Annotated in this window: 23 protein-coding genes; 12 read left to right on the top strand and 11 right to left on the bottom strand. The window is 69.9% G+C overall.

Annotated elements, in window-relative coordinates:
* Nucleotides 1-32: 32 nt before the first annotated feature.
* Nucleotides 33-815: a hypothetical protein gene (locus IPI43_12350; GenBank protein ID MBK7774903.1), complete on the top strand. Its 783-nt coding sequence runs from the start codon at nucleotides 33-35 to the stop codon at nucleotides 813-815.
* Nucleotides 816-860: 45 nt separating this feature from the next.
* Here the strand turns inward: IPI43_12350 and IPI43_12345 are convergent, their stop codons facing one another.
* Nucleotides 861-1,886, bottom strand: a complete 1,026-nt coding sequence (locus IPI43_12345) for a hypothetical protein (protein MBK7774902.1) — start codon at nucleotides 1,884-1,886, stop codon at nucleotides 861-863.
* An 89-nt stretch (nucleotides 1,887-1,975) separates the two neighbouring features.
* Between IPI43_12345 and IPI43_12340 the strand changes: the two genes are divergently transcribed.
* Nucleotides 1,976-2,245 (top strand): hypothetical protein, encoded by a 270-nt coding sequence (locus IPI43_12340; GenBank protein ID MBK7774901.1) that lies wholly within the window; start codon nucleotides 1,976-1,978, stop codon nucleotides 2,243-2,245.
* Between the two features lie 151 nt (nucleotides 2,246-2,396).
* Nucleotides 2,397-2,702, top strand: coding sequence for a hypothetical protein (locus IPI43_12335; protein ID MBK7774900.1), 306 nt, complete (start codon nucleotides 2,397-2,399; stop codon nucleotides 2,700-2,702).
* On the opposite strand, the gene IPI43_12330 is transcribed toward IPI43_12335, so the two are convergent.
* The gene (locus tag IPI43_12330; protein ID MBK7774899.1) at nucleotides 2,668-4,035 is read right to left on the bottom strand and encodes a sigma-54-dependent Fis family transcriptional regulator; all 1,368 of its coding nucleotides are present in this window, start codon (nucleotides 4,033-4,035) and stop codon (nucleotides 2,668-2,670) included. The genes IPI43_12335 and IPI43_12330 overlap by 35 nt on opposite strands.
* Before the next feature lie 506 nt (nucleotides 4,036-4,541).
* On the opposite strand from IPI43_12330, the gene IPI43_12325 reads away from it, so the two are divergent.
* Nucleotides 4,542-4,934 (top strand): hypothetical protein, encoded by a 393-nt coding sequence (locus IPI43_12325; protein MBK7774898.1) that lies wholly within the window; start codon nucleotides 4,542-4,544, stop codon nucleotides 4,932-4,934.
* A 1-nt stretch (nucleotide 4,935) separates the two neighbouring features.
* Here the strand turns inward: IPI43_12325 and IPI43_12320 are convergent, their stop codons facing one another.
* The 6 genes from IPI43_12320 to IPI43_12295 all read right to left on the bottom strand — a co-directional run bounded on the left by IPI43_12320 (nucleotide 4,936) and on the right by IPI43_12295 (nucleotide 10,673).
* Nucleotides 4,936-5,307, bottom strand: a complete 372-nt coding sequence (locus IPI43_12320) for a phage holin family protein (protein ID MBK7774897.1) — start codon at nucleotides 5,305-5,307, stop codon at nucleotides 4,936-4,938.
* A 46-nt stretch (nucleotides 5,308-5,353) separates the two neighbouring features.
* Nucleotides 5,354-6,733 (bottom strand): translocase, encoded by a 1,380-nt coding sequence (locus tag IPI43_12315; protein ID MBK7774896.1) that lies wholly within the window; start codon nucleotides 6,731-6,733, stop codon nucleotides 5,354-5,356.
* Between the two features lie 70 nt (nucleotides 6,734-6,803).
* Nucleotides 6,804-7,547 (bottom strand): Smr/MutS family protein, encoded by a 744-nt coding sequence (locus IPI43_12310; protein MBK7774895.1) that lies wholly within the window; start codon nucleotides 7,545-7,547, stop codon nucleotides 6,804-6,806.
* Nucleotides 7,548-7,550: 3 nt separating this feature from the next.
* Nucleotides 7,551-8,171, bottom strand: coding sequence for a methyltransferase domain-containing protein (locus IPI43_12305; protein ID MBK7774894.1), 621 nt, complete (start codon nucleotides 8,169-8,171; stop codon nucleotides 7,551-7,553).
* Nucleotides 8,171-9,943, bottom strand: coding sequence for a protein kinase (locus IPI43_12300; protein ID MBK7774893.1), 1,773 nt, complete (start codon nucleotides 9,941-9,943; stop codon nucleotides 8,171-8,173). Before IPI43_12300 ends, IPI43_12305 begins: the two co-directional genes overlap by 1 nt.
* 61 nt (nucleotides 9,944-10,004) lie before the next feature.
* Nucleotides 10,005-10,673: a hypothetical protein gene (locus IPI43_12295; GenBank protein MBK7774892.1), complete on the bottom strand. Its 669-nt coding sequence runs from the start codon at nucleotides 10,671-10,673 to the stop codon at nucleotides 10,005-10,007.
* 141 nt (nucleotides 10,674-10,814) lie between these two features.
* Between IPI43_12295 and IPI43_12290 the strand changes: the two genes are divergently transcribed.
* Nucleotides 10,815-11,309 (top strand): hypothetical protein, encoded by a 495-nt coding sequence (locus tag IPI43_12290; protein MBK7774891.1) that lies wholly within the window; start codon nucleotides 10,815-10,817, stop codon nucleotides 11,307-11,309.
* Nucleotides 11,310-11,363: 54 nt separating this feature from the next.
* Here the strand turns inward: IPI43_12290 and IPI43_12285 are convergent, their stop codons facing one another.
* On the bottom strand, nucleotides 11,364-12,881 hold the full coding sequence (locus IPI43_12285; protein ID MBK7774890.1) for a right-handed parallel beta-helix repeat-containing protein: 1,518 nt from the start codon (nucleotides 12,879-12,881) through the stop codon (nucleotides 11,364-11,366).
* A 58-nt stretch (nucleotides 12,882-12,939) separates the two neighbouring features.
* Between IPI43_12285 and IPI43_12280 the strand changes: the two genes are divergently transcribed.
* The gene (locus tag IPI43_12280; protein ID MBK7774889.1) at nucleotides 12,940-13,425 is read left to right on the top strand and encodes a CAP domain-containing protein; all 486 of its coding nucleotides are present in this window, start codon (nucleotides 12,940-12,942) and stop codon (nucleotides 13,423-13,425) included.
* 36 nt (nucleotides 13,426-13,461) lie between these two features.
* On the opposite strand, the gene IPI43_12275 is transcribed toward IPI43_12280, so the two are convergent.
* Nucleotides 13,462-13,719 carry a hypothetical protein gene (locus tag IPI43_12275; protein MBK7774888.1) on the bottom strand — a complete coding sequence of 86 codons (258 nt, stop codon included), beginning with the start codon at nucleotides 13,717-13,719 and terminating at the stop codon, nucleotides 13,462-13,464.
* A gap of 63 nt (nucleotides 13,720-13,782) precedes the next feature.
* Between IPI43_12275 and IPI43_12270 the strand changes: the two genes are divergently transcribed.
* The 4 genes from IPI43_12270 to IPI43_12255 all read left to right on the top strand — a co-directional run bounded on the left by IPI43_12270 (nucleotide 13,783) and on the right by IPI43_12255 (nucleotide 16,299).
* Nucleotides 13,783-13,971, top strand: coding sequence for a hypothetical protein (locus IPI43_12270; protein ID MBK7774887.1), 189 nt, complete (start codon nucleotides 13,783-13,785; stop codon nucleotides 13,969-13,971).
* A 9-nt stretch (nucleotides 13,972-13,980) separates the two neighbouring features.
* Nucleotides 13,981-14,541 (top strand): sigma-70 family RNA polymerase sigma factor, encoded by a 561-nt coding sequence (locus IPI43_12265; GenBank protein ID MBK7774886.1) that lies wholly within the window; start codon nucleotides 13,981-13,983, stop codon nucleotides 14,539-14,541.
* Complete coding sequence (locus IPI43_12260; GenBank protein ID MBK7774885.1) at nucleotides 14,531-15,073, top strand: hypothetical protein; 543 nt, start codon at nucleotides 14,531-14,533, stop codon at nucleotides 15,071-15,073. Before IPI43_12265 ends, IPI43_12260 begins: the two co-directional genes overlap by 11 nt.
* Nucleotides 15,074-15,162: 89 nt before the next feature.
* Nucleotides 15,163-16,299: a GNAT family N-acetyltransferase gene (locus tag IPI43_12255; GenBank protein ID MBK7774884.1), complete on the top strand. Its 1,137-nt coding sequence runs from the start codon at nucleotides 15,163-15,165 to the stop codon at nucleotides 16,297-16,299.
* Between the two features lie 11 nt (nucleotides 16,300-16,310).
* Here IPI43_12255 and IPI43_12250 read toward each other — a convergent pair whose 3' ends face one another.
* On the bottom strand, nucleotides 16,311-17,279 hold the full coding sequence (locus tag IPI43_12250; protein MBK7774883.1) for a hypothetical protein: 969 nt from the start codon (nucleotides 17,277-17,279) through the stop codon (nucleotides 16,311-16,313).
* Nucleotides 17,280-17,401: 122 nt separating this feature from the next.
* Here IPI43_12250 and IPI43_12245 point away from each other — a divergent pair, with 122 nt between their 5' ends.
* The gene (locus tag IPI43_12245; GenBank protein ID MBK7774882.1) at nucleotides 17,402-18,103 is read left to right on the top strand and encodes a bifunctional (p)ppGpp synthetase/guanosine-3',5'-bis(diphosphate) 3'-pyrophosphohydrolase; all 702 of its coding nucleotides are present in this window, start codon (nucleotides 17,402-17,404) and stop codon (nucleotides 18,101-18,103) included.
* 420 nt (nucleotides 18,104-18,523) lie between these two features.
* On the top strand, nucleotides 18,524-21,907 hold the full coding sequence (locus IPI43_12240) for a cadherin-like beta sandwich domain-containing protein (GenBank protein ID MBK7774881.1): 3,384 nt from the start codon (nucleotides 18,524-18,526) through the stop codon (nucleotides 21,905-21,907).
* Nucleotides 21,908-21,909 lie beyond the last annotated feature (2 nt).

Raw genomic sequence — 21,909 nt, 5'->3', positions numbered from 1 at the left:
GTGTGCTTGGCTGCCGTGGTAGGCTGGTGGGCATGGCACTGCGCGACGAGGCGAGTTTGTTTGTGCGCACGGCGCGGCTCATGCACCGCGCGGGCATGCCCATGTTCCACCCCAGCCGCATCGCGGGCGGGCTCAAGGGCATCATGGAAGACCCGAAGGACACGCGGCACGTGTTCACGCTCTTCGAGTCCATGATCGGGCCCATCGAGGTGCGGCAGGTGGGCCACTTCATCGAGTCCGAAGAGGGCCGCGCGCTCTTCGCCAAGCGGCCGCCCGTGGTGGAGGCGCTGACCGACCGTGAGCGGCTCCGGCAGATGCCCGATGGTAGCCTCGGGCGCGCGTACCTGGCCTTCGTGGAGGCCGAGGGCATCAGCGCCGACGGGCTGGTGGAGGCCTCGCAAGAGGGGCGCATCACGGAGCACGTCACGTCCCCGGAGCTGGCGTTCCTGCGCGAGTACATGCGCGACACGCACGATCTCTGGCACACGCTCACCGGCTACAAGGGTGACATCGTGGGAGAGCTCTCGCTTCTTGCCTTCGGTTTCGCGCAGATGGGCAACCTGGGGGTTGCTTTCTTGATCCTGACGGGGCTGGCCGGCAGTGCCCTCGCGGGTGGGCGGCCGGGCGCGTCGGGGCTGGTGGATCCACGCGTCTTCCAGAACCGCGCCATCATCCTCGGCGGCTTCGTTCGCGGCCTGCGCGCGCGCTGGCTGCCCGTCACGGACTGGGTCTCACTGCTGGAGCAACCCCTCGAGGACGTGCGCAAGAAGCTCGCCGTGGGAGCCGTGCCCGAGTACGAACCCGTGCGCGCGTAGTGGGGTCGTGGCGGGCGTCGCAACCATCCTCGAGTCGGACTGAGCCTACCGGCCTGCTTCTGCAGTGGCCTCCGCTGGTGGGGCCGTGTCCTCGAGCGCCGCGTCGAGCCACGCGTCTTCCACGGGCTCCCCCAGCTGGTCGAGGGCGTCGCTGCAGGTCTTGCGAAGCTCGTCGAAGAGCTGGCGCGCCCCACCCGATAGGCGCGCCGCGAGTGCTGCCCTGCGTCCTGCGGTCCACGACGTCACGTGCCTCCCCACGGCGCCCCCTAGCCCAGCGCGCTTCAGGTCGTGTGCGCTCACCCCGTCCGGCAAGCGCAGCAGGAAGGCGGCCACCTCGGCCTGGCGAGGCTCGCCATACAGCCGGAGGTGGTCGCACACGTGCCGCGACAGCGGCTGCAGCAGCCCCTGCCCGGCGAGCACCCAGAGCAGCCGCGGGCCGCCACGAGGCTCGACCACGGCGCCGACATCTGCCACGTCCCGGGCCGAGAACAGCGAACGCAGCACGGGGCCGAGCGAGCGCGCAGCCAGCACCGGTGCCCCATGCCGATACTCGGTGGCCACGAGCTTCTTGCCCGTCCAGCGCCACGCCCGCCCGGTGAGGAATCCCCGCTCGTGGGTCTCGTGCCGCACGAGCTGACCCGCAGCGTCCCACTCGCGCCAGAGTCCATGCGGGAGGCCGCTGTCGTCGAACTCGATGGCCCTAAGCACGGCGCCGCCCGGGTGCAGCACGATCCACCGCCCGACACACACCGATCCCGCGCGGCCCCAGAACGCGGCCCCGTCCACGTGTCCGTCGGTGGCGGTCTCGAGCGGAAGCACGTTCGGCAGGAGGTCGGGCCGCGGGACCAGCTGTCCCACTTCGAACCGGCGCGCATCCACGAACCGCACGAACCGCCCCGACGCGCGACCGTCCTGGTAGGTGGCCACGAACACCGAGTCGCCGCGGGCCACGACCCAGCGGCCGGTTGGTGCACCCTGCGCATCCAGGGGGTTCTCGGTGACGGTGGGCGGAGCATCGAAGTCCGGAACCTCGGGCGGCGAACGGTCGAGCTCGGTCTGGGCGCTGGTCACGTGAACACTCCTCGTGCGGCGCGTCCATGCTCGCTCGGATCGGCGCTGCGCTGCAAACGTGGACCCCGCCGTCGTGTAGCCTCGAGTGCATGACGCACGATCTCCACTGCCCGGTGTGCACCGGATCGAACCTCACGCCGGTCACGCTCTACAAGACGCAGAGCACCAACAAGAGCCTCGAGGTGAGGTTCCAGGGGCCCGACAAGTCGTGGGCCGACACCGGCATGAAGGCCTACGGGATCACGTCGGCGCGCGTGTGCCTCGACTGCGGCTACGTGCTCGCGTTCGTCGCTGGCGACTACCTCGAGCGGCTGCGACGCGAGCTCGGGACGCTCACGCCCATCCCCGCGGACGACTAGCAGTCACCAGTCATCAACGTGCTTCAGCCGTCGCAGGAATCGATCCCGCGCTGGCCGGCGTCAGCGCGAGCATCACGGTCGTTCCTCGGGGCGCCTCATAGACGAGGACCACACGCAGCCCACCGGCACGGACCTTGCTCCTTGCAGCCCCGTGACCCGCCGCGCCAAGCCCCGCTCCACCGTGGACGCCACCGATCTGGTGTCGCCCGAGCTCCTCGGGCAGCTCAAGGTGCGGCGCGTGCTGGTGCAGCGGGCCCTCGAGAAGCTGTGCGCGGAGCAGCCACCCAGCGAGGAGCTGCGGGCCCTGGTGGAGCTGTTCGAAGCCTACGACGGCAGCGTGGGGGCGCTGGTGGAGCTGCTCTCGCTCGACACGCCCAGCGGGGTGGTGGAGAGCCGGCAGCGGCAGTCCAGCCCCGGCCAGCCTACGCGCGCCCGCGGCCCAGGCCCCACTCGTTGAGGCGGTAGTGGATGGTGCGCCGGCTGATCCCCAGGATCTCGGCGGCGCGCGCCGGGGAGCCGTCCACCGACTCCAGCGTCTTCAAGATGGCGTAGCGCTCGAGCTCGGCCAGCGTGACGCCCGGGATGATCATGCTCAGCGGGTCCACGCCGCGCTCGTTCATGGGGGCGATGGGCAGATCTTGCGCGGTGACCAGCGGCCCGCTGGCGAGCACCACGGCCTGCTCCACGGCGTTCTGCAGCTCGCGCACGTTGCCTGGCCAGGGGTAGGTCAGCAGCTGGGCGTGGGCCGCCTCGTCGAAGCCGCGCACGTCTTTGTCTTCGGAGGCCGCAAAGCGGCGCAGGAATTCCTCGGCCAGCAGGGTGATGTCGCTCGGGCGCATGCGCAGCGGCGGCACCTCGAGGCGAATGACGTTGAGCCGGTAGTAGAGGTCCTCGCGGAAGAGCCCGTCGGTGACCATGGAGCGCAGGTCACGGTTGGTGGCCGCCACGATCCGCACGTCCACCCGCAGCGTCTCGTCGCCGCCCACGCGCTCGAATTCCCGCTCCTGCAGGAAGCGCAGGAGCTTCACCTGGACCGACCGCGGGATCTCGCTGACCTCGTCCAGGAACAGCGTGCCGCCCGCCGCGCGCTCGAAGCGCCCCTTGCGCCGCGCCGCCGCGCCCGTGAACGAGCCACGCTCGTGCCCGAACAGCTCGGACTCCAGCATGGACTCCGCCAGGGCCGCGCAATTCACCTTCACGAAGGGCCCACCCGCGCGCCGTGAATTCTGGTGCAGCGCGGCGGCCACCAGCTCCTTGCCGGTACCCGTCTCGCCGTGGATCAGCACCGTGGCCCGGCTCCGCGCGGCCTGCGCCACCTTGGCCAGCAGCGCCTGCATGGACGGGTGGTTGCCCACGATCTCGCCCACCTGCGTGGGGTCCACACGGCCTCCGCGCTCCTCGGCAGCCTGTGTGGCCCGCGCCTGCTGGGGCCGCTGCATGGCGCGCAGGAGCACGGCGCGGGCGGCCTCTGGGCGGGCGGGCAGCGTGAGACAGTGATCGGCGCCGCGCTTCATGGCTTCCACCGCGCGCTCGAGATCGCCGTCGGGCGTCAGCGCCACGATGGACGTCTCGGCCTGCGCGCGCCGAGCATCCGCCACGAACTGGCCGGCGTCGAAGGAGACTGCGTCGATGCGCACCAGCACGGCGTCCAGGTGCCCGGTGGCCACCTGCTCGAGTGCGGCGACGGGGTCGGGGGTGACCAGCGCGTCATAGCCCAGGCCGCGCGCCAGCGTGGCGAGCGCGGTCGCGGAACGGGGCTCCGGTTCGACGATGAGCAGCTGTCCAGGCACGGGACCTCCGCTACACATACCAGCGCCCCTCTGCGTTGACACCCGCAATCGTTGCGCAAGCGCAGGTCGAGTGCAGCTTTGGCACGCAGGCGAGTGCAGAAGTTGCGCGCGGAGGGCGATTCGATGTGCTGCAAGCTGCGATGGGCACCCACGGCTGAAGCCGTGGGCAGCAAACCAAGTGATCGTACTGCCTAAAGTCCCCCGCCTATCGGCGGCGGACTAGGTGGCTGCCAGCAGGGTTTGCCCTACCCAGGGTACTCGGACACTGCGTCCGGCCACCCTTGGTAGAACACACCCCGTTGTCGATCGCGTAGTCCGCCCCTTGGGCGGACTTTCGGTATGTCCAGGCCAGGTTTGCTGCCCACGGCTTCAGCCGTGGGTGCCCATGTCCGCTCCCGGGCCGGCCATCGAGCAGAAGGTGGCGCTCGCAACAAGTGGCACGTGCCTTGCTGGCAGCTCCGCTCAGTGGCTCTGAACGTGGCGCACTCGGCGTCGAGGAGGTTCCCATGTCCTTGAAGATCATGATCCGCGGCCTGCCGCTCGACTTCGACGAAGACGAGCTGCTCGAGCTGTGCGAAGAGTTTGGTGAGGTCACCGCCACGGGCTTCCTGGCCAACACCCGCACCGGACGCCGTGCGTGGGTGGAGTACTCGGAGCAGTGGGAGGCCGAGGTCGCCCTAGGCGAGCTGGACGGCGCGGCCATTGAGGAGTCTTACCTGGCCGTCACGGTCTGGGACCCGGATGACGACGAGGTCCCCGTGGCCGCGGACGACGAAGAAGAAGAAGACGAGGTCTTGGCCGACGACGAGGACGAGCTGGACGACGACTTCGACGGCGACGACGACGACGACGGCGACGGCGACGACTGGACCGACGAGGACGCCGCCGAGGAGTTCTAGGTCACCCCATCATTTTGAGGCCGTACTCGAGCAATGCGGCCACCAAGCTCATGACCACGGCGGCCAGCGCGGCGGGGAAGATGCCCTTCACCTTCAGCGCGCTGGTCAGGCCTGCCACGATCTTGATCACCACCACGGTGACCACGAAGCGCACCAGCCCGGGCAGCAGGCACGCGATGCCCAGCGTGGCCACGCCGAACAAGAGCGCGATCAGCCAGCCTACCAGCACGTTGACCACGGCAAAGAGCGCCGCGACCCAGAAGCCGGACTTGGCGTCCTTGATCTCGAAGCCGGGAACGATGGCGGCGGCGGCGAGGAATGCGATGGTGAGGACCACCCAGGAGATGGCGAGGTGAATCAGGTTTCCGAACATGCCGGGAGCCTAGCAGTCCGCCGCGCCGACCACCCGTCCTCGAGCACTACGCCTCCGGCGGGTTCGAGAAGCGCTCCCGCTCGAGAGACAGCGCCCGGTAGCGGCGCGAGATGCCGAGCGCCAACAGCAGCCACACGGCGATGACCGCCACGTTGACCAGCGCAAAGCCGCGCGTGTTCAGCGCGAACACGTGCAGCCCGAGCGCCACCAGCCCGCTGGCCAGCACGTCGCCGATGCGCACGAAGACCGTGTCGATGGCGACCTTGGCCTTGTACTTCTCCTCGCGCGTGGTGGGCAGGAACAGCAGCGCCTTGGCGGTGCCCATGACCGAGTAGTCGGTGGTGTTCTCGGCCACCTTGGCCCAGCGGATGATGGCGAAGGTCGCTCCCACGGCGATCAGCGAGTAGGCCGAGAGCGCCACCAGCGGCAGCGCGAAGACGACCGCGCGGATGCCGCCGTGGCGCACCAGCCGCGAGGTGAGCAGCCCCTGCACCAGCAGCACGCCCAGGTTCACGTGCGCGTGGAAGTCCCCATAGAACGCGCCGATGAAGGCGCGCTCGTCCGGGGCACTCTCGGCCGCGGCCTTCACGGCCACGCTCAGCAGATACTCGCCCGTGGTGTTCACCAGGTTGGCGGCGATCAGCATGGCCGCGATGAGCTGCAGGTAGCGGCTCTCGGCCAGCAGCGCGAAGGCGCCGCGCATGCTGAAGGGGGCCGGCTCCGGGTGGCTGTCGCGCGGGGCGTCGAGCCCACCGCGGTCGCGCATGCGGTGCACCACCCGGTAGAGGCCCGCGTGCAGCAGCAGCAGCGCCGCAGCCACCAGCATCATCTCGAAGCTGCCCACGCCCCAGCGGTAGAGCCCAGCGGCGAGCTTCGACCCCAGCCAGCCGCCCACGCCCATGCCCAGCATGATGATGGGGAAGATGCGCTCGCCGCTCACGCGCGGATACACGTCGTTGGCGAACGCCCAGAACTGCGCGATGACCGCCACGTTGAAGACGCCCACCCACACGTAGAACACGAAGCCGAGGTGCGGGAGCTCTGCGCGTGCGGCCGCATAGAACAGCAGCAGGCAGGCCACGAAGAACAGGATCACGCGGCTGATCAGGCGCCGCACCGACCAGCGCGCCGCGAGCCGGGCGTAGGCGCTCGAGGCCAGCACCAAGCACAGCGCCTGGGCCGACGCGGCGTAGGCCTTGCCCTCCGACCCGCTGACCGGGAAGGGCAGCCTGCTCTCGCCCCCCGACGCGAGGATCAGCGGCTCGCGCACCGTCTTGAGGATGTAGTAGCCCACCATCACGACGAACACGTTGAGCGTCATCACGAGCAACAGCGTGCCCTCGCCCGCGCGGACGTCGCTGAACACACGCAGCGCGCGCTCGAGCGGGGACGCTCGGTCGGTGGGGCCGGGACGGTTGGCGCTCATGGCGTGCTTGCCGGGTACCACTCTCTGGCGGAGCGGGCGAGATTCTGGCCGGCCCCAGGTCAGTGGTCGGTCAAGAACACCACCAGCGCGCCGCTGCCGCCCTGGCGCTGGGGGCGCTCATGAAGGCGCGCACCACGGGGGCGGCGCCGCCGCGCGAGAGGGTCTCGAGCACCACCTCGGCCAGCACGCCCACGCCGCCTGCGCTGTGTTGCCCACGGCCGTGCACGATGAGCACCACGCGCTTGCCGGCGCGCTGGGCGCTGCGCACGAAGGCCACCACCTGGCGGCCCGCGTCTTCTCCGCGCAGGCCGTGCAGGTCCAGCTTCTGCTCGGGGGCGGGCACGCGCAGGAACAGCTGCGCGGCTTGGGCGGACGAGAGGTCGTCGCGCCGCCCGCGCACCTCGTCGCCGTCACGCTCCACCACGAAGCGCTTGGCCTGCCCCACGAACGCGTCGAGCCGGGCGCGCGCCTCGGCGTCGCGCTGTGCTTGGTCGGCCACGTCTTCGGCGCTGCGCACCACGGGCTGCACCACCTTCGGCGCGCCGGGCTCGTTCATGAGACGCACGCCCGCATAGGCGCGCTTGATGGCCATGCGCTCGTCGTAGTCGCGGGCCCGGGCGGCGGGATCGGGTGCCGCCTCTGCGGTCGGGCCGGAGCTCTTCGCGGCCTGCTTCGCGGCGCTCGCCTTCGCGGCGCTCGCCGAGGCCTTGGCGCTCTGGGCGCGTGTGGGTGTGGCCGCAGGCTTCGGGGGCGCCAGCTGCACGTCCTTGAGGACGGCGAACGGAGACGTGGGGTTGGTGGGCTTCTTGGCCACGGCTCAGCCCTTGCGCACCAGCTCGAGCAGGCACTCTTTGCCTTCGCGGCCGGGGTGCGTGTGCTCGGAGGGAGTCTCGCTCACAACGTCGAAGTCTGCCGCGAGCAGCGCGCGCACGTCGGCGATGGTGAGCGGCCATGGCGGGCCCTCGTAGCCCGGGGGCGGTGTGATGATGGGGAAGACCATGCACAGCAGCGTGCCGCCCGGGCGCATCAGCGCGGCCATGCGCGCGGCCCAGCGCGGACGCAGCGCGAGCGGCAGCGCACACAGGAAGGTGTAGTCGTAGATCAGCTCGAACGGTGCGCCCAGCGGGGCCTCGAAGAAGTCGCCCACCACGTGGGTCACGAAGCGCTGCACGCCCGCGTGCGCGGCCACCTCGGCGAAGCGCGCGGCAGACGACGGCGCGAGGTCGAGGCCCACCACGAGCCGCGCAGGGCTGGCGAGCGCAGCCGCGGAGTAGCCCGCACCGCAGCCTGGCACCAGCACGCGCCCAGTGGGTGCAGCGTCGCCCTGCTTCGCGAGCCACGCCAAGAGGCCCGGCTCGGGTGCGCCCGCATCCCACGGCACGTCACCCGTGGCCCAGCGCGTCTCCCATGCTTCTTCCGTGAGGGGGGGGTTCTCCATCAGAAGCGGATCTGCTTGAGGCCCATGCTGGTGTCGGGCTCGGGCGTCGGCGGTGTGGGCGGTGTCTCACGCACCACGGTGGCGGGCGGGGTGTCGCGCACTGTGGGTGGAGGCGGCAGCTCGCTCCCGCTCGTGCCGGCCATGTCGCTGGTGGGCGTGTTGGCGCGCATGGTGCTGCTGCCCGTGGTGCCACCCTCGCGCGTGGCCCGCGTGGAGCGGTCGTCCACGCCCTCGCCGGCGTCGAGGCGGACGCGCACGCGCTGCGGGAACGAGAGCACCAGATCTTGTGCCTTGGTGGTGTACCCCGCGGCGCGCACCTCGAGCGTGCGGGGCACCTCGGTCTGCGGCAGCTCACCGTCGAAGGGGTTGGGGATGCGGTGGCCGTCGAGGTAGACCTCGGCGTCTTCGGGGATGGTGGTGATCTGCACGGTGACGCTCGCGCCCGTGCCCACCGGCGGGGTCACCACCGTGTTGGTCGCAGGGTTGGTGGCCGGGTCTGGTGCTGTGCTGGGGGGTGGAGTGGTGGCCTCGGTGGGTGCGGCGGCCACCACGGCCGCGGCCTCTCCGTCCGAACTCTGGAACGCCACCATCGCAGCCACGCCTGCGAACACCACCCCGAGGCCCGCGATGGCGCCCCACAGCGGCGCGCGCGACTTGCTCACAGGCAGCGCGGCGTCTTCATCCGCGAGCGTGCCTGCTCCCGTGGCTCGCACGGCGGGGCTCGAGGGAGGCGTCACGCCCGGGTTCGTCTTTGCGACGATGTGCGGAGCGGCGTCTAGGCCGGCGGGGGTTGCTGCCATGGTGCCGGCGAGCGCGATGCCCGAACGCAACGCGCTGGCGGCGAGGCTGGAGGTGGGCGGCGCGTCTGCGCTCACGCTCGGGTCGTCTTCGAGGTTGCGGTACGGCGCGAGCGCGGCCTTGAGATCACCACACGACGCGAAGCGCTGGTTCGGATCCTTGCGCAGGCAACGCCCGACGATGTCCGAGAGCTCGCGTGGCAGGTCGGGGCGATAGAGCCCGAGCTCCGGCGCCGGCTCCGTGCAGATCTTGAGGACCAGCATGGGATACGACTCGTCGTCGAAGGGGAACTGTCCCGTCAGCGCTTGGAAGAGGATGACGCCGAGCGAGTAGATGTCTGCGCTCTTGCCGACGTCCTTCTTCCCCTGCGCTTGCTCCGGCGCCATGTAGTAGGGCGTTCCCATCGCGGTGCCCGTCTTCGTCATCGACTTGTCGGTGCTGTCGTGAAACTTCGAGATGCCGAAGTCCACGACCTTCGCGAAGTCCGCGTTGTCGCCGCGCGTGATCAAGAAGATGTTCTCGGGCTTCAGGTCGCGGTGCACGATGCCCTTCGCGTGGGCCGCGTCGAGCGCGTCGCAGACCTGCGAGAGAATGCGGATCGTCTTTGCTGCAGGCTGCGGACCCTGCTTCTCGATGTCGTCGGACCAGTCGCGTCCCTCCAAGAACTCGAGGACCATGAACACCGATCCATCGGGGAACTGCCCCATGTCGGTGACCTCGACGATGTTCGCGTGACCCACGCTCGTGGCGGCGAGCGCTTCGCGATGGAAGCGCGCCACGATCTCGGGGTTCTGTGCGAACTGCGCATGCAGCGCCTTGATCGCGACACGTCGCTTGATGACGATGTGCTCGCCCTCGTACACGGTGCCCATGCCGCCTTCGCCGAGCACGCGCACGATGCGATAGCGATCCTGCAGCACCATGCCGATGCGGGGGTCCTGGCCCTGAACCGGCTCCATCATCGTTTCACTCATGCGTCATCCTTCGAGGCATCTCGCGCCGCACCGATCACGGTAGGCGTTCGGCCCGAAGGGGTCAACGTTGCGCGGGGGGTGGCTCGACGATCAGGCTGGCCGGCATGACGTTGGGCAGCTCGGAGAAGCCCAGCCGGTAGCTGGGGTGCTCGCCCTCACGGTTGGCGCCCACCCAGATCTGGTGCTCGCCGCTCGGCATCTCGGCGCGCACCATCGGGTCGGTGCCACGGGTGCCCTCTGCGTCGTCGTTGCACACGAAGCTGCCGTCGGGGCGGCGGATCACCAGCGTGATGTCCTCCTCCGCGTGCGCGACCACGCGCAGCTCGGCCATGGCGCCGGTGGTGACGAGCACGTGGTTGGGCACGTCCTCCACCCAGCCGGTGCAGCTCTCGTTCAGCGTGCGCGCATGCTGCGTGCCCCCCGCGAGGCCCTCCGTGATCACCGGATCTGGCATGAATCCAGGGTGCAACTCGAGCGCGCCGTGGCGCGACGGGCCACTGTCGGTGGTCGCGAAGTCCGCCTCGGCGGCGGCTTCACCGGCCACGGCGGCCGCGGCTTCCGCGTTGGTGGGCTCGTCGTTCTCGTCCGCGTGCGAGCCCTCTTGAGGGTCTGCCCCCGAGTTCTCGTGCGACTCCCCGGACCCTGCTGCCACAGCGGCCGATGTGTCGGTGGCGTCTCCTCCGCAGCCAGGCAGCGCCGAGAGAGCCAGGCAGATCGCGATGCGCTTCATGGGCACTGGACGTGACCTATAGCACCATCGGGTTGGGCCCGGTAAGTCTCATGTTTGAAGCACTGAGCGCCTTGCGCCACCTGGTGCAATTCAAAAAAGCGAGTGATCTTCTGGGATGGAGCGCGTACCTCCGAGAGGACCATGAGACTCGCTCGACGCTGGTGGCTGCTGCTGTGGCTCTTCGCGGGCTGCGCAGGGCGCGCGGAGCCCGACACGGAACACCGTGGCGACGCGCGTGGAGTGACCACGGCGCGCGCGGCAGCGCCCACTCGCGAGGAGCTGCTCGCTCAGCTGCGCACACGCCTCCACGCCGTCGAGAACACGAGCGCGAACGCGCCCATCGATGCGACGCCGCTGGACGTGAGCGCGCTCGTGGGCGTTACGCGCGCCGTGATCGTGGCGGCGCTCGGTGCGCCCCGAGAGTGTGTGCTGCAGCAGCGCACCCACTGCTACGGCGAGCCCGCGTTCTGCGTGGCGGACGACGTGCCCACGCCTCCGCCGTGTCAGCGCGACGAGGACGTCTACTACGCGTTCTACCGCTTGCCACAAGGCACGGAACGCGGTGGGCCCGCGCTCTTGCTGCGGTTCGCTCACGACGCACGCTGTGTGCTCGCGGAGTTCTCCGTGACGCCCTGATGCTGCGCGTGGCGTGCGTGTCGAGTTCGTGAACGCAGAGCGACGCGCGTGGGCTCAGCGACGGGAACGACGCACGCGGCGAGCGAGCGCGAGACCCAGCAGCACGAGCGCCGCATGCGATGCGCGCGTGTCGTGGGATGCGCGCGCGATGCGACAGCCGCAGCCACCACCGCCGCCACCCGAAGGGAAGGGTGAGCCCGCGTCGCGCAGCGTCACGCCCGCGTCCACGCTCGGGTCGCGATACTCGTACGCGCCTGCTGCAGGGGGTGTGGCGCGCGGGTAGCCCTCGGCGTCGTACTCGAGCCCAGTCACCGCCACGCCGGCCCCACGCGCGGGCGAGTCGGCCTCGAGATGGAAGTCCGTGCCGCTCACGAAGCGCGCGAGCGCGGTGCTGGCCAGGGTCACGTTGCCCTCGGCCGTCCAGCTCACGTCGCCGCCTGCGCTGATGCCACCGCCAGCCCCCACCGCCAGGTTGGAGCGCGCTTCGCTCGGCCCCAGCGTTGGCCCGAACACGCGCATGGCGGCGCCGCCCGAGTTCACGATGGTGTTGAAGTGGAAGCGGTAGCTCACGCCCGTGAAGCGGTCGCGCACGTTCGCGTAGATGCCGTCGCCTGCGAAGTTCGAGACCACGTTGTCGTGCACCCACGTGTCGTCGGCCTCCAGCACGAAGATGCCGTTGGTGGGGCCCTCTGCCAGCACGTTCGCTGCGATCTCGCAGGCTGAGAAGCTGCCAATCTGCAGCCCCTGCTGCTGGAACTCCACGTCTTCGCTGCCCACGTCCACGATCACGTTGCGCGCCACCACGCAGTCGCTGCGCGCCATGCCGATCTGCGCGCCGTCCCAGCCCGTGCGCTCGATGCGCGAGTCGGTCAGCGCGATGCCCTCGAGGAAGTGCGGCTGGTGCACCTCTTGTGCGCCGTCACACGTGATGGTGTGGCCGTTGGCCTGCGTGCTCCCGATGTAGAAGCCCTCGCCCACGGTGTCGTGCACGTAGAGGTGGTGGAACCACACGTCGCGCTGCGTGAACGTGCCTTGGTCGGCGCTTCCGTCGCAGAACGGATCGGTCTTCGACATGACCCCCGCGAAGCCCGTGTCGTGCACCTCCACGTGGTCCACCTCGTAGTTGGTGGAGCGGCCGTTGAGCCACAGCCCCACGCCGGGCCACGGATCGCGATCGGGCGCCGAGATCTCGAAGCCGTAGGTCAGCGCCGGGTCCCCCGTGCCCGTCAGGTGGAAGAAGCGCGAGTCGTCCTCGAAGACCAGCGCGTAGGCGCGCGTGGTGTTGTGGATGCGCACGAGGCCACCGCAGTTGAGAATGATGATGGGCTCGCTCTCACTGCCCGTGAGGTGCTGGAAGCGCAGGAACTCACGCTCACCGGACGTGACGCACACCCGGTCTCCGGGCGCGTAGCCCAGCGCGTCGCCGTCCACCTCGGTCACGCCGAGGGCCACCGTGTGGTCGCAGTCGCAGTCCTGGGCGAGCGTGCGCGCGGGTGCCGCGAACGTGGCGCCCGCGAGGGCGAGCGACAACAACGAGACGGTCTGCCGAGGCGCTGGGGGGAGCGAGTGCATAGCCAGACGCTAGCGCAGCTTGCTACGCTGCGCGCTCCCCAGATAGAGAGGTGTGCCCATGCGACCGACCCCACGTGCCCTGCTGCTCCTGGTGCTGGCTCTGATGACGACGTCCCTCGCGTGCAGTGACGCCACCGCCGTCCCGGACTGCACGGCGGACATGGAGGCCGAGGTGTGCGCCGTGTTCCAGCTCGTGAACCAAGAGCGTGTGTCGCGTGGCCTCGCACCGTACGGTTGGAGCAGCGAGCTCGCCGTGGCCTCGCAGCGGCACGCCGAGGACATGGTGGCGCAGGACTACTTCAGCCACACCTCGCTGGACGGCCGCGAGTTCGGCGACCGCGCCGTCGACGCCAACTACGACGGCAGCCCACGTGGCGAGAACATCGCAGCGGGCCAGCAGTCGGCCGAGTCCGTCATGGACTCGTGGATGAACTCCCCCGGCCACCGCAACAACATCCTGTCCACCGGCTCCAACGAGATCGGCATCGGGCTGCACGACTTCCACTGGGTGCAGAACTTCGGGTTCACCGAGCCGACCGAGTAGCCCAGCCCAGCATGCTGGCCGGCGCGCGCATCCCCGCTACAGCCAGTCCGTGATGGTCTCCCAGACCTTGTCGCCCATCACCGCTGCCAGCACCGCCGTGACCAGCGCGCCACCCGCGGCGAGCGGCACCAGCAGCTCTAGATCCTCCAGCCACTCGGCGGCGAACACCGCGCCCGCACCGGCACCCACCAGGCCGCCCACCAACGCGGCGTGCAGCCGTCCGACTGCGTGCTTGGGCTCGCCTTCCTCACTGGCCTCGCGCTTCTTGCGCTTGCTTCGTCCGCCTCGTGCCATGCCTCAGCGTAACGAATTCGGGCGGGGGCTGTCACGCCTGGGCCTCCTGCGGCCCATACAGGCATGACCACCAAGAAGAAGTTCCTCACGTTCCTCGCCATCCTCGCCCTGCCCATTGCTGGCGCGACGGGCTATGCCCTCCGCGCGAACGCGTCGGACTGCGGCTGCGGCTCGACCTGTGCGTGCGATGTGTGCGATGGCGGCGGTGACTGCAGCGCCTGCGCTGGCGGCTGTGACCACAACGCCCCATGATCCTGGGCCTTGTCGTCTCCCTCCGCCTGGACCCTGCCGCCTGAGCTCCGCACGGAGCTCAACGCGCTCTTCGTGCGGCTCGCCGATGGCGATCGTGGCGCGATCGACCCAGCGTATCGACTGCTGTGGCCTGCGCTGCGCGCCTTCGTGGGCCGCGCTCTCGGACCCGCACGCGAGCACGAGGCCGACGACGTGACCCAGGCGGCGTTGCTCAAGCTGTTCGCGGAGGCGCCGCGCTACGACCCGGCGCGCGATGCCTACGCCTGGGCCTTGACCCTCACCGGCTGGGAGCTGCGCAGCGCCCACACCCGCGCGCGGCGCGACCGCAGCGCGCCGCTCGATGCCGCGCAGGCCCACGCGAGCGGGCACGCGTCCCCCGAAGAGGACGCCATCCAGAGGGGCGAGCTGCAGCACTTGCGCGAGGCGATCGCGCTCTTGTCGCCCGGGGACCGCCAGGTCATCGAGCAGGTGCTCACGGAGTCCCACCCCAGCGACGCCACGTTTCGGAAGCGGCGCGAGCGCGCCATGACGCGCCTGCGCGCCTTCCTGAAGGATGTCCATGGCACCTGACCCGCACGCCATCACCGCCGCCCATAGCGCCTACCAGCGTGGCCGCGCCAAGCTGGCGCTCACGCATGCCGCCCCGGCACTGGCCTACACGGCGGTCGCGCTCCTGGCCGGCTCGGACCCGCGTGCCGTGTGGTTCGGCATGGCGGCGTTCCTGGCGGGCACTCTCGCCGTGTTCCTGGGCGGCGCTTTCGGCCGGGCCGTGCTGCCCGCGCTGGTCTACGGCGCGCTGCCCTTCGCGGTCACCCACGTGGTGCAGTCGTTCGGGCACGTGTGCGTGGCCGGGGCCTGCATGTCGTGGTGCATGCCCGCCTGCGCGGCCACTGGCTTGCTCATCGGGGTGGCCTTCGCCCGCCGGGCCGAGCGTGACCGCGACCCGCTGCTGTTCTTCGTGGCGGGCTTTCCGCTCATCGTGGCCACCGGGGCGCTGGGCTGCCGCTGTCTCGGGTATGGCAGCGTGGCGGGGCTGGCGCTGGGCATGCTGCTGGTGTCGCTCCCGGCCATCCCGCGCTGGGTGAGTGTGCGCGCCGCATGAGGGCGCAGCGGGAGCTGGCCCAACTGGTCTAGTCCAGTTCTCCGATCTGGCTCTTTCGAGAGTACCAGCTGTGCGGCACGTTCAGCCGCATGGAAGACATCGCCCCAAAGCTCGCTCCGCTCTCGCCCACGCCCCGCACCACGCTGCACCGTCGGGCCATGCGGGCCGTGACCGACCGTGAGGCGCTCTACGATCTCCTCGGCGACTGCACCCACGTGCACGTGGCCACGCCGGCGCCCATGGCGCTGCCCATGGTGTTCGCGCGCATCGACGACACGCTCTACCTGCACGGCGCCGTGGGCAACGCGCTGCTGCGCGGCGGCCGCGCCGAGGACACCGAGGTGTGCTTGGTGGCCACGCGCGTGGACGGGCTGGTGCTGGCGCGCTCGGCCATGCACCACTCCATGAACTACCGCAGCGCCGTGGTCTTTGGGCGGCTGCGCGAGGTGGACACCGACGCCGAGAAGCGCGCCGCGCTCGACGCCATCGTGGACCACGCCTTGCCGGGCCGCGCGGAAGAGTGCCGGCCGGCCAGTGACGCCGAGCTGCGCGTGACGCGCGTGGTGGCGCTGTCGCTCACGGAGGCCTCCGTCAAGATCCGGAGCGCCGGGCCGGTGGACGACGAAGACGACCTGCCGCTGCCCCACTGGGCGGGTGTGCTGCCGCTGGTGGAGGCCACCCTGGCGCCCGAGCCCGACGCCGCGCATCCGGTGGGCACGCCCACGCCGCCCCCCTCGGTGGTGGCCGCCCGGCTGCGGCGCGCGCCGCACCTCGAGCCCTTCCTGATGCACGCCGAGGTGACATTTTCTGGCGACGCGACGCGCCTCGACCTGCCGCGCTTGCTGGGCTGGCTGCGCGACGAATCGTACTGGGCCACCGACCTCACGGCAGACACGCTGGTGCGCGCGGTGGTGGGCTCGTACACGATGGCCGCCTACGCGCCCGACGGTCGGATGGTGGCCTTTGGGCGCGTGGTGACCGACAGCGCCACCTTTGCGTGGCTGGCCGACGTGTTCGTGCACCGCGACTATCGTGGGCGCGGCATCTCGAAGGTGCTGGTGCGCAACCTGGTGGACCACCCGCGGCTCGCGGGCCTGCGCCGGGTCATGCTGGGCACGCGCGACGCGCACGGGCTGTACACGCCCATGGGCTTCGACATGGTGCCCGACGGACGCATGATGCAGCGCACCACGCAGGCTGCGGCGTGCAGCGTCACGGAGAGGTGAGCGATCCGCGCTCAGCGCGACCAGGCCCAGAGTGTGCCAGCTACGGCGGTGGCCAACGCCGCCAACCATGGGGCCACGCGCGCCACCTTGCCGCCCACGGACACCAACGCGTCCTCGGGGAGGATGCGCGGCGGGTCGCCGTACACGAAGATGGGCTCGCTCCGGGTGAGCAGCAGCCGGAACACCGGCACCTGCCGCACCTCGAGCCGCTGCCTCACGATGCGGTCACCCGGGTCCACCCCGGGCGCTGCCGCCAGCGCACTCACCACGCTGTGCAAGCGCGCATCGGTCCCCTGCATGGCGTCGTCGCGGTAGCCCTGGCTGCGCCGCAGCCCGTCGATGCGCTGGTCCTCCTGGGTGTGCACCACCACGCTGTCGCTGGTGGTGTTCTGCAGCGCCAGGAACAGGTCGAGCGGCAGCTCGCTCGCCTCGATCACCCGCAGCTCGCGGTGCAGCTCGATGGCGGACCACACCGTGGGCGTGCCCATCACGCCGCCCGAGCCGTTGCAGCTGTCGCACCGCACCTGGCCGCGTCCGTTGCACGTGCCGCACCGGGACGTGCGTTCGCCGTGCTGCACTTGTCCGTCGCCGTGGCAGGTGGGGCACTGCGTCTCTCCCATGCGCGAGCACAGCCCGCAGTCCATGTGCACCTTCGTGCCCGGCAGACGCGAACGCACGCTGCTGCCCAGCGGCAGTCCCTCGGGGTGCTGCAGCGGGACGCTCCACGGATCGGGCCCGGGGTCCTGCACGTCGGGCGCGGTGTTGGCGTGAACGATCTCGTACTCCACCCCGCGGCGCTCGAAGGTGGACGTCAGGATCACCTGCGTGGGGCCAACGGCCTGTACGTCGTGGATGTCCAGCGTGGCCGGATCCACCCTCGCCCAAGGGCGCTCCGCGCGCCAGCGGGTGAGCGCGGCGAGCGCTTGCTGACGCGGGGTGTCGGTGGACTCGTGGTTCGCGGGGGTGCCGTTCACCTGCATGCGGCGGAGCCTAGCAGCCGCCCACTGGGCTGGACCATCACAGCGTGGCGCCATCGTTGTCCGTTCGCCCACGCGGTGATTGACGCCGCGGCGCTCTCCCGACGGTTATCTTGCAGGGACGCATGACCTCTCACATCGATCACCTGCTGCTGCTCCTCGAGGGGCGGCTCGACCCCACGGCCGAAGCCCGCGTGATGCAGGCCGCCGCCCTGGCCGAGGAGCTCCACGCTGGCCAGCGCCGCCCCGACGGCCTGCCTTACATCACCCACGTGGTGGAGGTGGCGCGCCGGGTGCTCCGCTGGTGTCCCGACGCAGACGCGGACGCGCTGGTCACGGCGCTGCTGCACGACGCCATCGAGGACCAAGCTGCGCGCCTGGCAGAACGGGGTCCGGACACGGCCCCCACCGAGCGGGAGCAAGCGCTCGCGGTGGTCGCTTCCGCGTTCGGCGCCACGGTGGCGCAGCGCCTCGAGCTGCTCACCAACCCCGACTTCGAGGCCCTCCCGCAGGAGCGCTTCGGGACCCTCTCCACCGCCGACCTGACGGAGCGCAAGGCCCAGCTTTACGCCGAGCACGTGGCTCACGCCGTGCGCGCGGACCCGTGGGTGGCCGCCATCAAGCTGGCCGACTTCTCCACCAACGCCTGGTGTCTCGCCAACGTGAGCGACCCGGCGCGCCGCGCGAAGCTGCGCGAGAAGTACCGCCCGGTGATGCAGCTGTTCCGAGAACTGCTCGAAGACGTACCCCGAGGCCACCCGCTGTTCGCCGCGCGCGAGAGCCTGCGCGCGCAACTCGAAGAGGTCTGGGCGCGCGACTACGCGTGAGAGGCATCCCCCAAACGGGGGATTGTGCCTGCTAGGGCTTGTGACGGGCGGGGATCCCACGATAGCTTCGCTGCACGATTCAGTGGCTTGGAGGAGAGACCGTCTATGACAACCCGAGGGTTTGGTGTCTGGAGTGGGGTGGGGATACTCCTATCCGCGTCGCTCGCGCTCACGGCGTGTAGCGAGTCGCCGAACCCTGGCACGACCGACGCTGGGAGCACCTGTGCCGCCACGACGGACTGCGACGATGGTGTCTTCTGCAACGGGGTCGAAGACTGCCGGCCGAGCGCGTCTAACGCGGACGCGCGAGGCTGCGTCCCGGCCAGCGCATTGCCCTGTACCGGCGGGGAGACGTGCGACGACTCGCTCCGGCGCTGCACGACGGGCTGCGGCTCGAACCGCGACGTGGATGGTGATGGTGTGCAGAGCGTCGCTTGTGGCGGGGCCGACTGCGACGACGCGAACGCCGGCCGCTTTCCGGGCAACCCGGAGGTCTGCGATGTGGGCGATGCGGACGAAGACTGCGACCCCCGCACCTTTGGCTTCCGCGACGCGGACCTCGACGGGGAGGCCGACGCGCTCTGCTGCAACGTCGACGGCTCGGGCGACCGCGCCTGCGGGACCGACTGTGATGACGCCCGACCGGGGGTCAACACCTCTGCCCCCGAAGTCTGCAATGGCCGCGACGACGACTGCGACAGCTTCATGGACGAAGGCGTCCTGCTGTCGTTCTACGCCGATGCCGATGAAGACGGCTATGGCGCCGGTGCGCCCGTGTACGCATGCAGTCCACCAAGCGATCACGTCGCCCTGAACACCGACTGCAACGACGCTGCTCCGACCGCCCATCCCGGCTCCACGGAGGCGTGCGAAGGCGTCCTCGACGAAGACTGCGACAACTCCGTCGACGAAGGCTGCTCATGCGAGATGGGGATGATGCGCGCCTGTGGCATGGACGAAGGGGCGTGTTCCATCGGCGAGCAGACGTGCATCGCGGGCGCGTGGGCGGGGTGCAACGGTTCGGGTCCCAGCCCCGAGACCTGCAACGGTGTAGATGACAACTGCGACGGAGACACCGACGAGGGGCTGACGGTGGACGGTTGCTATCGCGACATGGACGCCGACGGATACGGGACGGGTACGTCCACCACGCGCTGCGCCGACCTCTCGCGTCCGAGTGTCGGCAACTGCCCCGCCGGCTACACGAACCAGGGTGTCCCGGTAGACTGTGACGACACCGTGGGGACCAGGAACCCGGGCGGTGTCGAGGTCTGCAATGGCGCGGACGACAACTGCAACACGGTGGTCGATGACGTGCCCGGAGCGGGTGGGAGTTGCGCTGTGGGCATGGGCATCTGCGAGAGTCCAGGCGCGTTCTCGTGTGTGGGCGTGACCCTCACGTGCGTTGGCACTGCAGGTACAGGCTCGACGGAGGTGTGCAATGGGTTCGACGACGACTGTGACGGCTCGACCGACGAAGCGTTGACGGTCCCGTCGTGCCGCACCGACGCGGACGCCGACGGATTTGGCGTCGGTGCGCCTGCGTCACGCTGCCTCGACTCATCTCGCCCCGGCTTCGGCTTCTGTCCGGCGGGCTACACCAACAGCGCGGTCCTGGACTGCAACGACGCGAACGCCGCCGTGCGGCCCACGGCGTTGGAAACGTGCAATCTCGTCGACGACGACTGCGACGGCGTGCCCGATGACGGCGTCCAGCTTCCCTTTTACGCCGACGCCGATGGCGACACGTGGGGAGCCGGGATGCCCGTCCAGGCATGCACGGCCCCCGCGGGGCACGTCGCGCGGAACGGTGACTGCAACGACACCTTCGGCGCCGTGCACCCCGGGGCGACGGAGGTGTGCGACGGGGCGGTCGACCATGACTGCGACACGCTCTTGGACGACGGCTGCACGTGCACCGACGGCGCGATGCAGCCGTGCGGAACGGATGAAGGCCTCTGCACCGTGGGCTCTCAGACGTGCACGGGTGGCACGTGGGGGGCCTGTTCCGGAACTCCGCCGGCCGCAGAAATCTGCGACGGTCTGGACCAAGACTGCGACGGCGCACCCGACGACGGAGTGGCGAGTGCATTCTACCCGGACAGCGACGAGGATGGCTTTGGTGCGGGAGTGGCCGTGTTGGCGTGCAGTGCACCACTCGGTCACGTTGGCAACACGTTGGACTGCGACGACGCGCGCGAGACGGTCCATCCAGGTGCCGCCGAGATCTGCAACGGACTCGACGACAACTGCGACGGGACGTTCGACGAATCGTGTACGTGCGAGATGGGCACCACCCAGGCGTGCGGGACGAATGTGGGCGCCTGCACGTTCGGGACGCAGTCGTGCACCGGCACGGGCTGGACCCCCTGCAGCGGCGTGGCGCCGGCGACTGAGTCCTGCAACGGGCTGGATGATGACTGCGACGGGGAACCCGATGACCTGCCCATCGACCTCACGGGTCTGACGACGACGTGCGGAGCGCTCGTGCCGGAGTTTGATCCGCTCACCATGGATTACACCGTGGAAGCTGGTCTCGCGAGCACCAGCTGCCAGCTCACACCTTCGGTCGCATGTGCCTCCAGCACGACGATCCTGGTCGATGGCGTCCAGGTTCCGGGCGCAGGGATGTCGGCGCCCATTCCGCTCGCCATCGGCTGGAATCCCGTGAGCATCGAAGTGTCTCGGGGAGGCGTGTCTCGCGCGTACACGGTCGACATTCATCGCGGATGGCGCGTCGTTTTCACAACTTTCGAGCTCGCACCCTCGTCGGGGACCAAGATCCATGGGGTTGCCATGTCCGTTGATGAGCTGCACGTGGCAGCAGGGTTCTGCTTTCTTGGTTCTTGCCGGGTGTACGACTACGCGCAGATCGCGTCGAACTGGGACGCGAGGGCTTTTAGCGGCGTCTCGGGCAGCAACCCGTTTTCCACGGCGGTCTCCGGCGCGGGCGAGTGGACTCTGTTCTCGAGTAGCACGCAGGTTCGTGCTCTGTCCGCGAGCGGCGTGGCACACCAGTTGGTAGGAGCGACGAGTTCCACCGACCTCATGGCAGTGTCTGCCAATGCCCAGGTCGCCGTTCTTGGTCGGCGTGGCCAGACCACCCCTCAGATCTACCGAGAGAGCGGAGGCGTGTGGGGACTCTCGGCGACGCTCACAGTTCCGACACGGTCGGTGAGCCTCAGCTCGGACGGGGCGCTTCTTGCCTTCGGCGGCGACAACATCGTGCGGATCTGGCGCGACACCTCGGGCACCTGGACGCAAGCCGCCTCGTTTTCGCCCGTCGTCTCCGGCTCGGGGGATGGCTTTGGAGACGCGGTCTCCGTGAGCAGCGACGTGTCGCGCATCGTGGTCGGCGCTCCGCGTGAAGACTCGAGCGCCACCACCGTGAACGGCGATGCCGCGAACAACGCGGCCACGGACGCGGGCGCCGCCTACGTGTTCGAGCGCGACTCGATGGACCCGAACCTGTGGGTCCAGACGGCCTACCTCAAGGCCTGGAACGCCGGAGCGGATGACAACTTCGGTGCCTCGGTCTCGGTCTCCTCCGACGGACAGTGGATTGCGGTGGGAGCGCCCGCCGAGGACTCCGCGGGTGTCCTGCCCGATAGTGACCCATTCAACGACGACCGCTCGAACGCGGGAGCGGTCTACATCTTCTCGCTCGTTGGCTCGGTGTGGACGCCCGTAGGCTTCATCAAGGCGGATGGCGTCTCCCTGGGGGAGGCTGTGTCCATGGGGGGTACGGGTACCTGGCTCGCGGTGAGGTCCAGCAACCGCGCTTACCTGCTGACGCGCGAGTAGCC

The sequence above is a fragment of the Sandaracinaceae bacterium genome, assembly GCA_016706685.1.
Lineage (GTDB): Bacteria > Myxococcota_A > Polyangia > Polyangiales > Houyiibacteriaceae > JADJJE01.
Note: the sequence above shows the minus strand (reverse complement) of the source record. Positions and strands in the feature narration are given on the sequence as shown.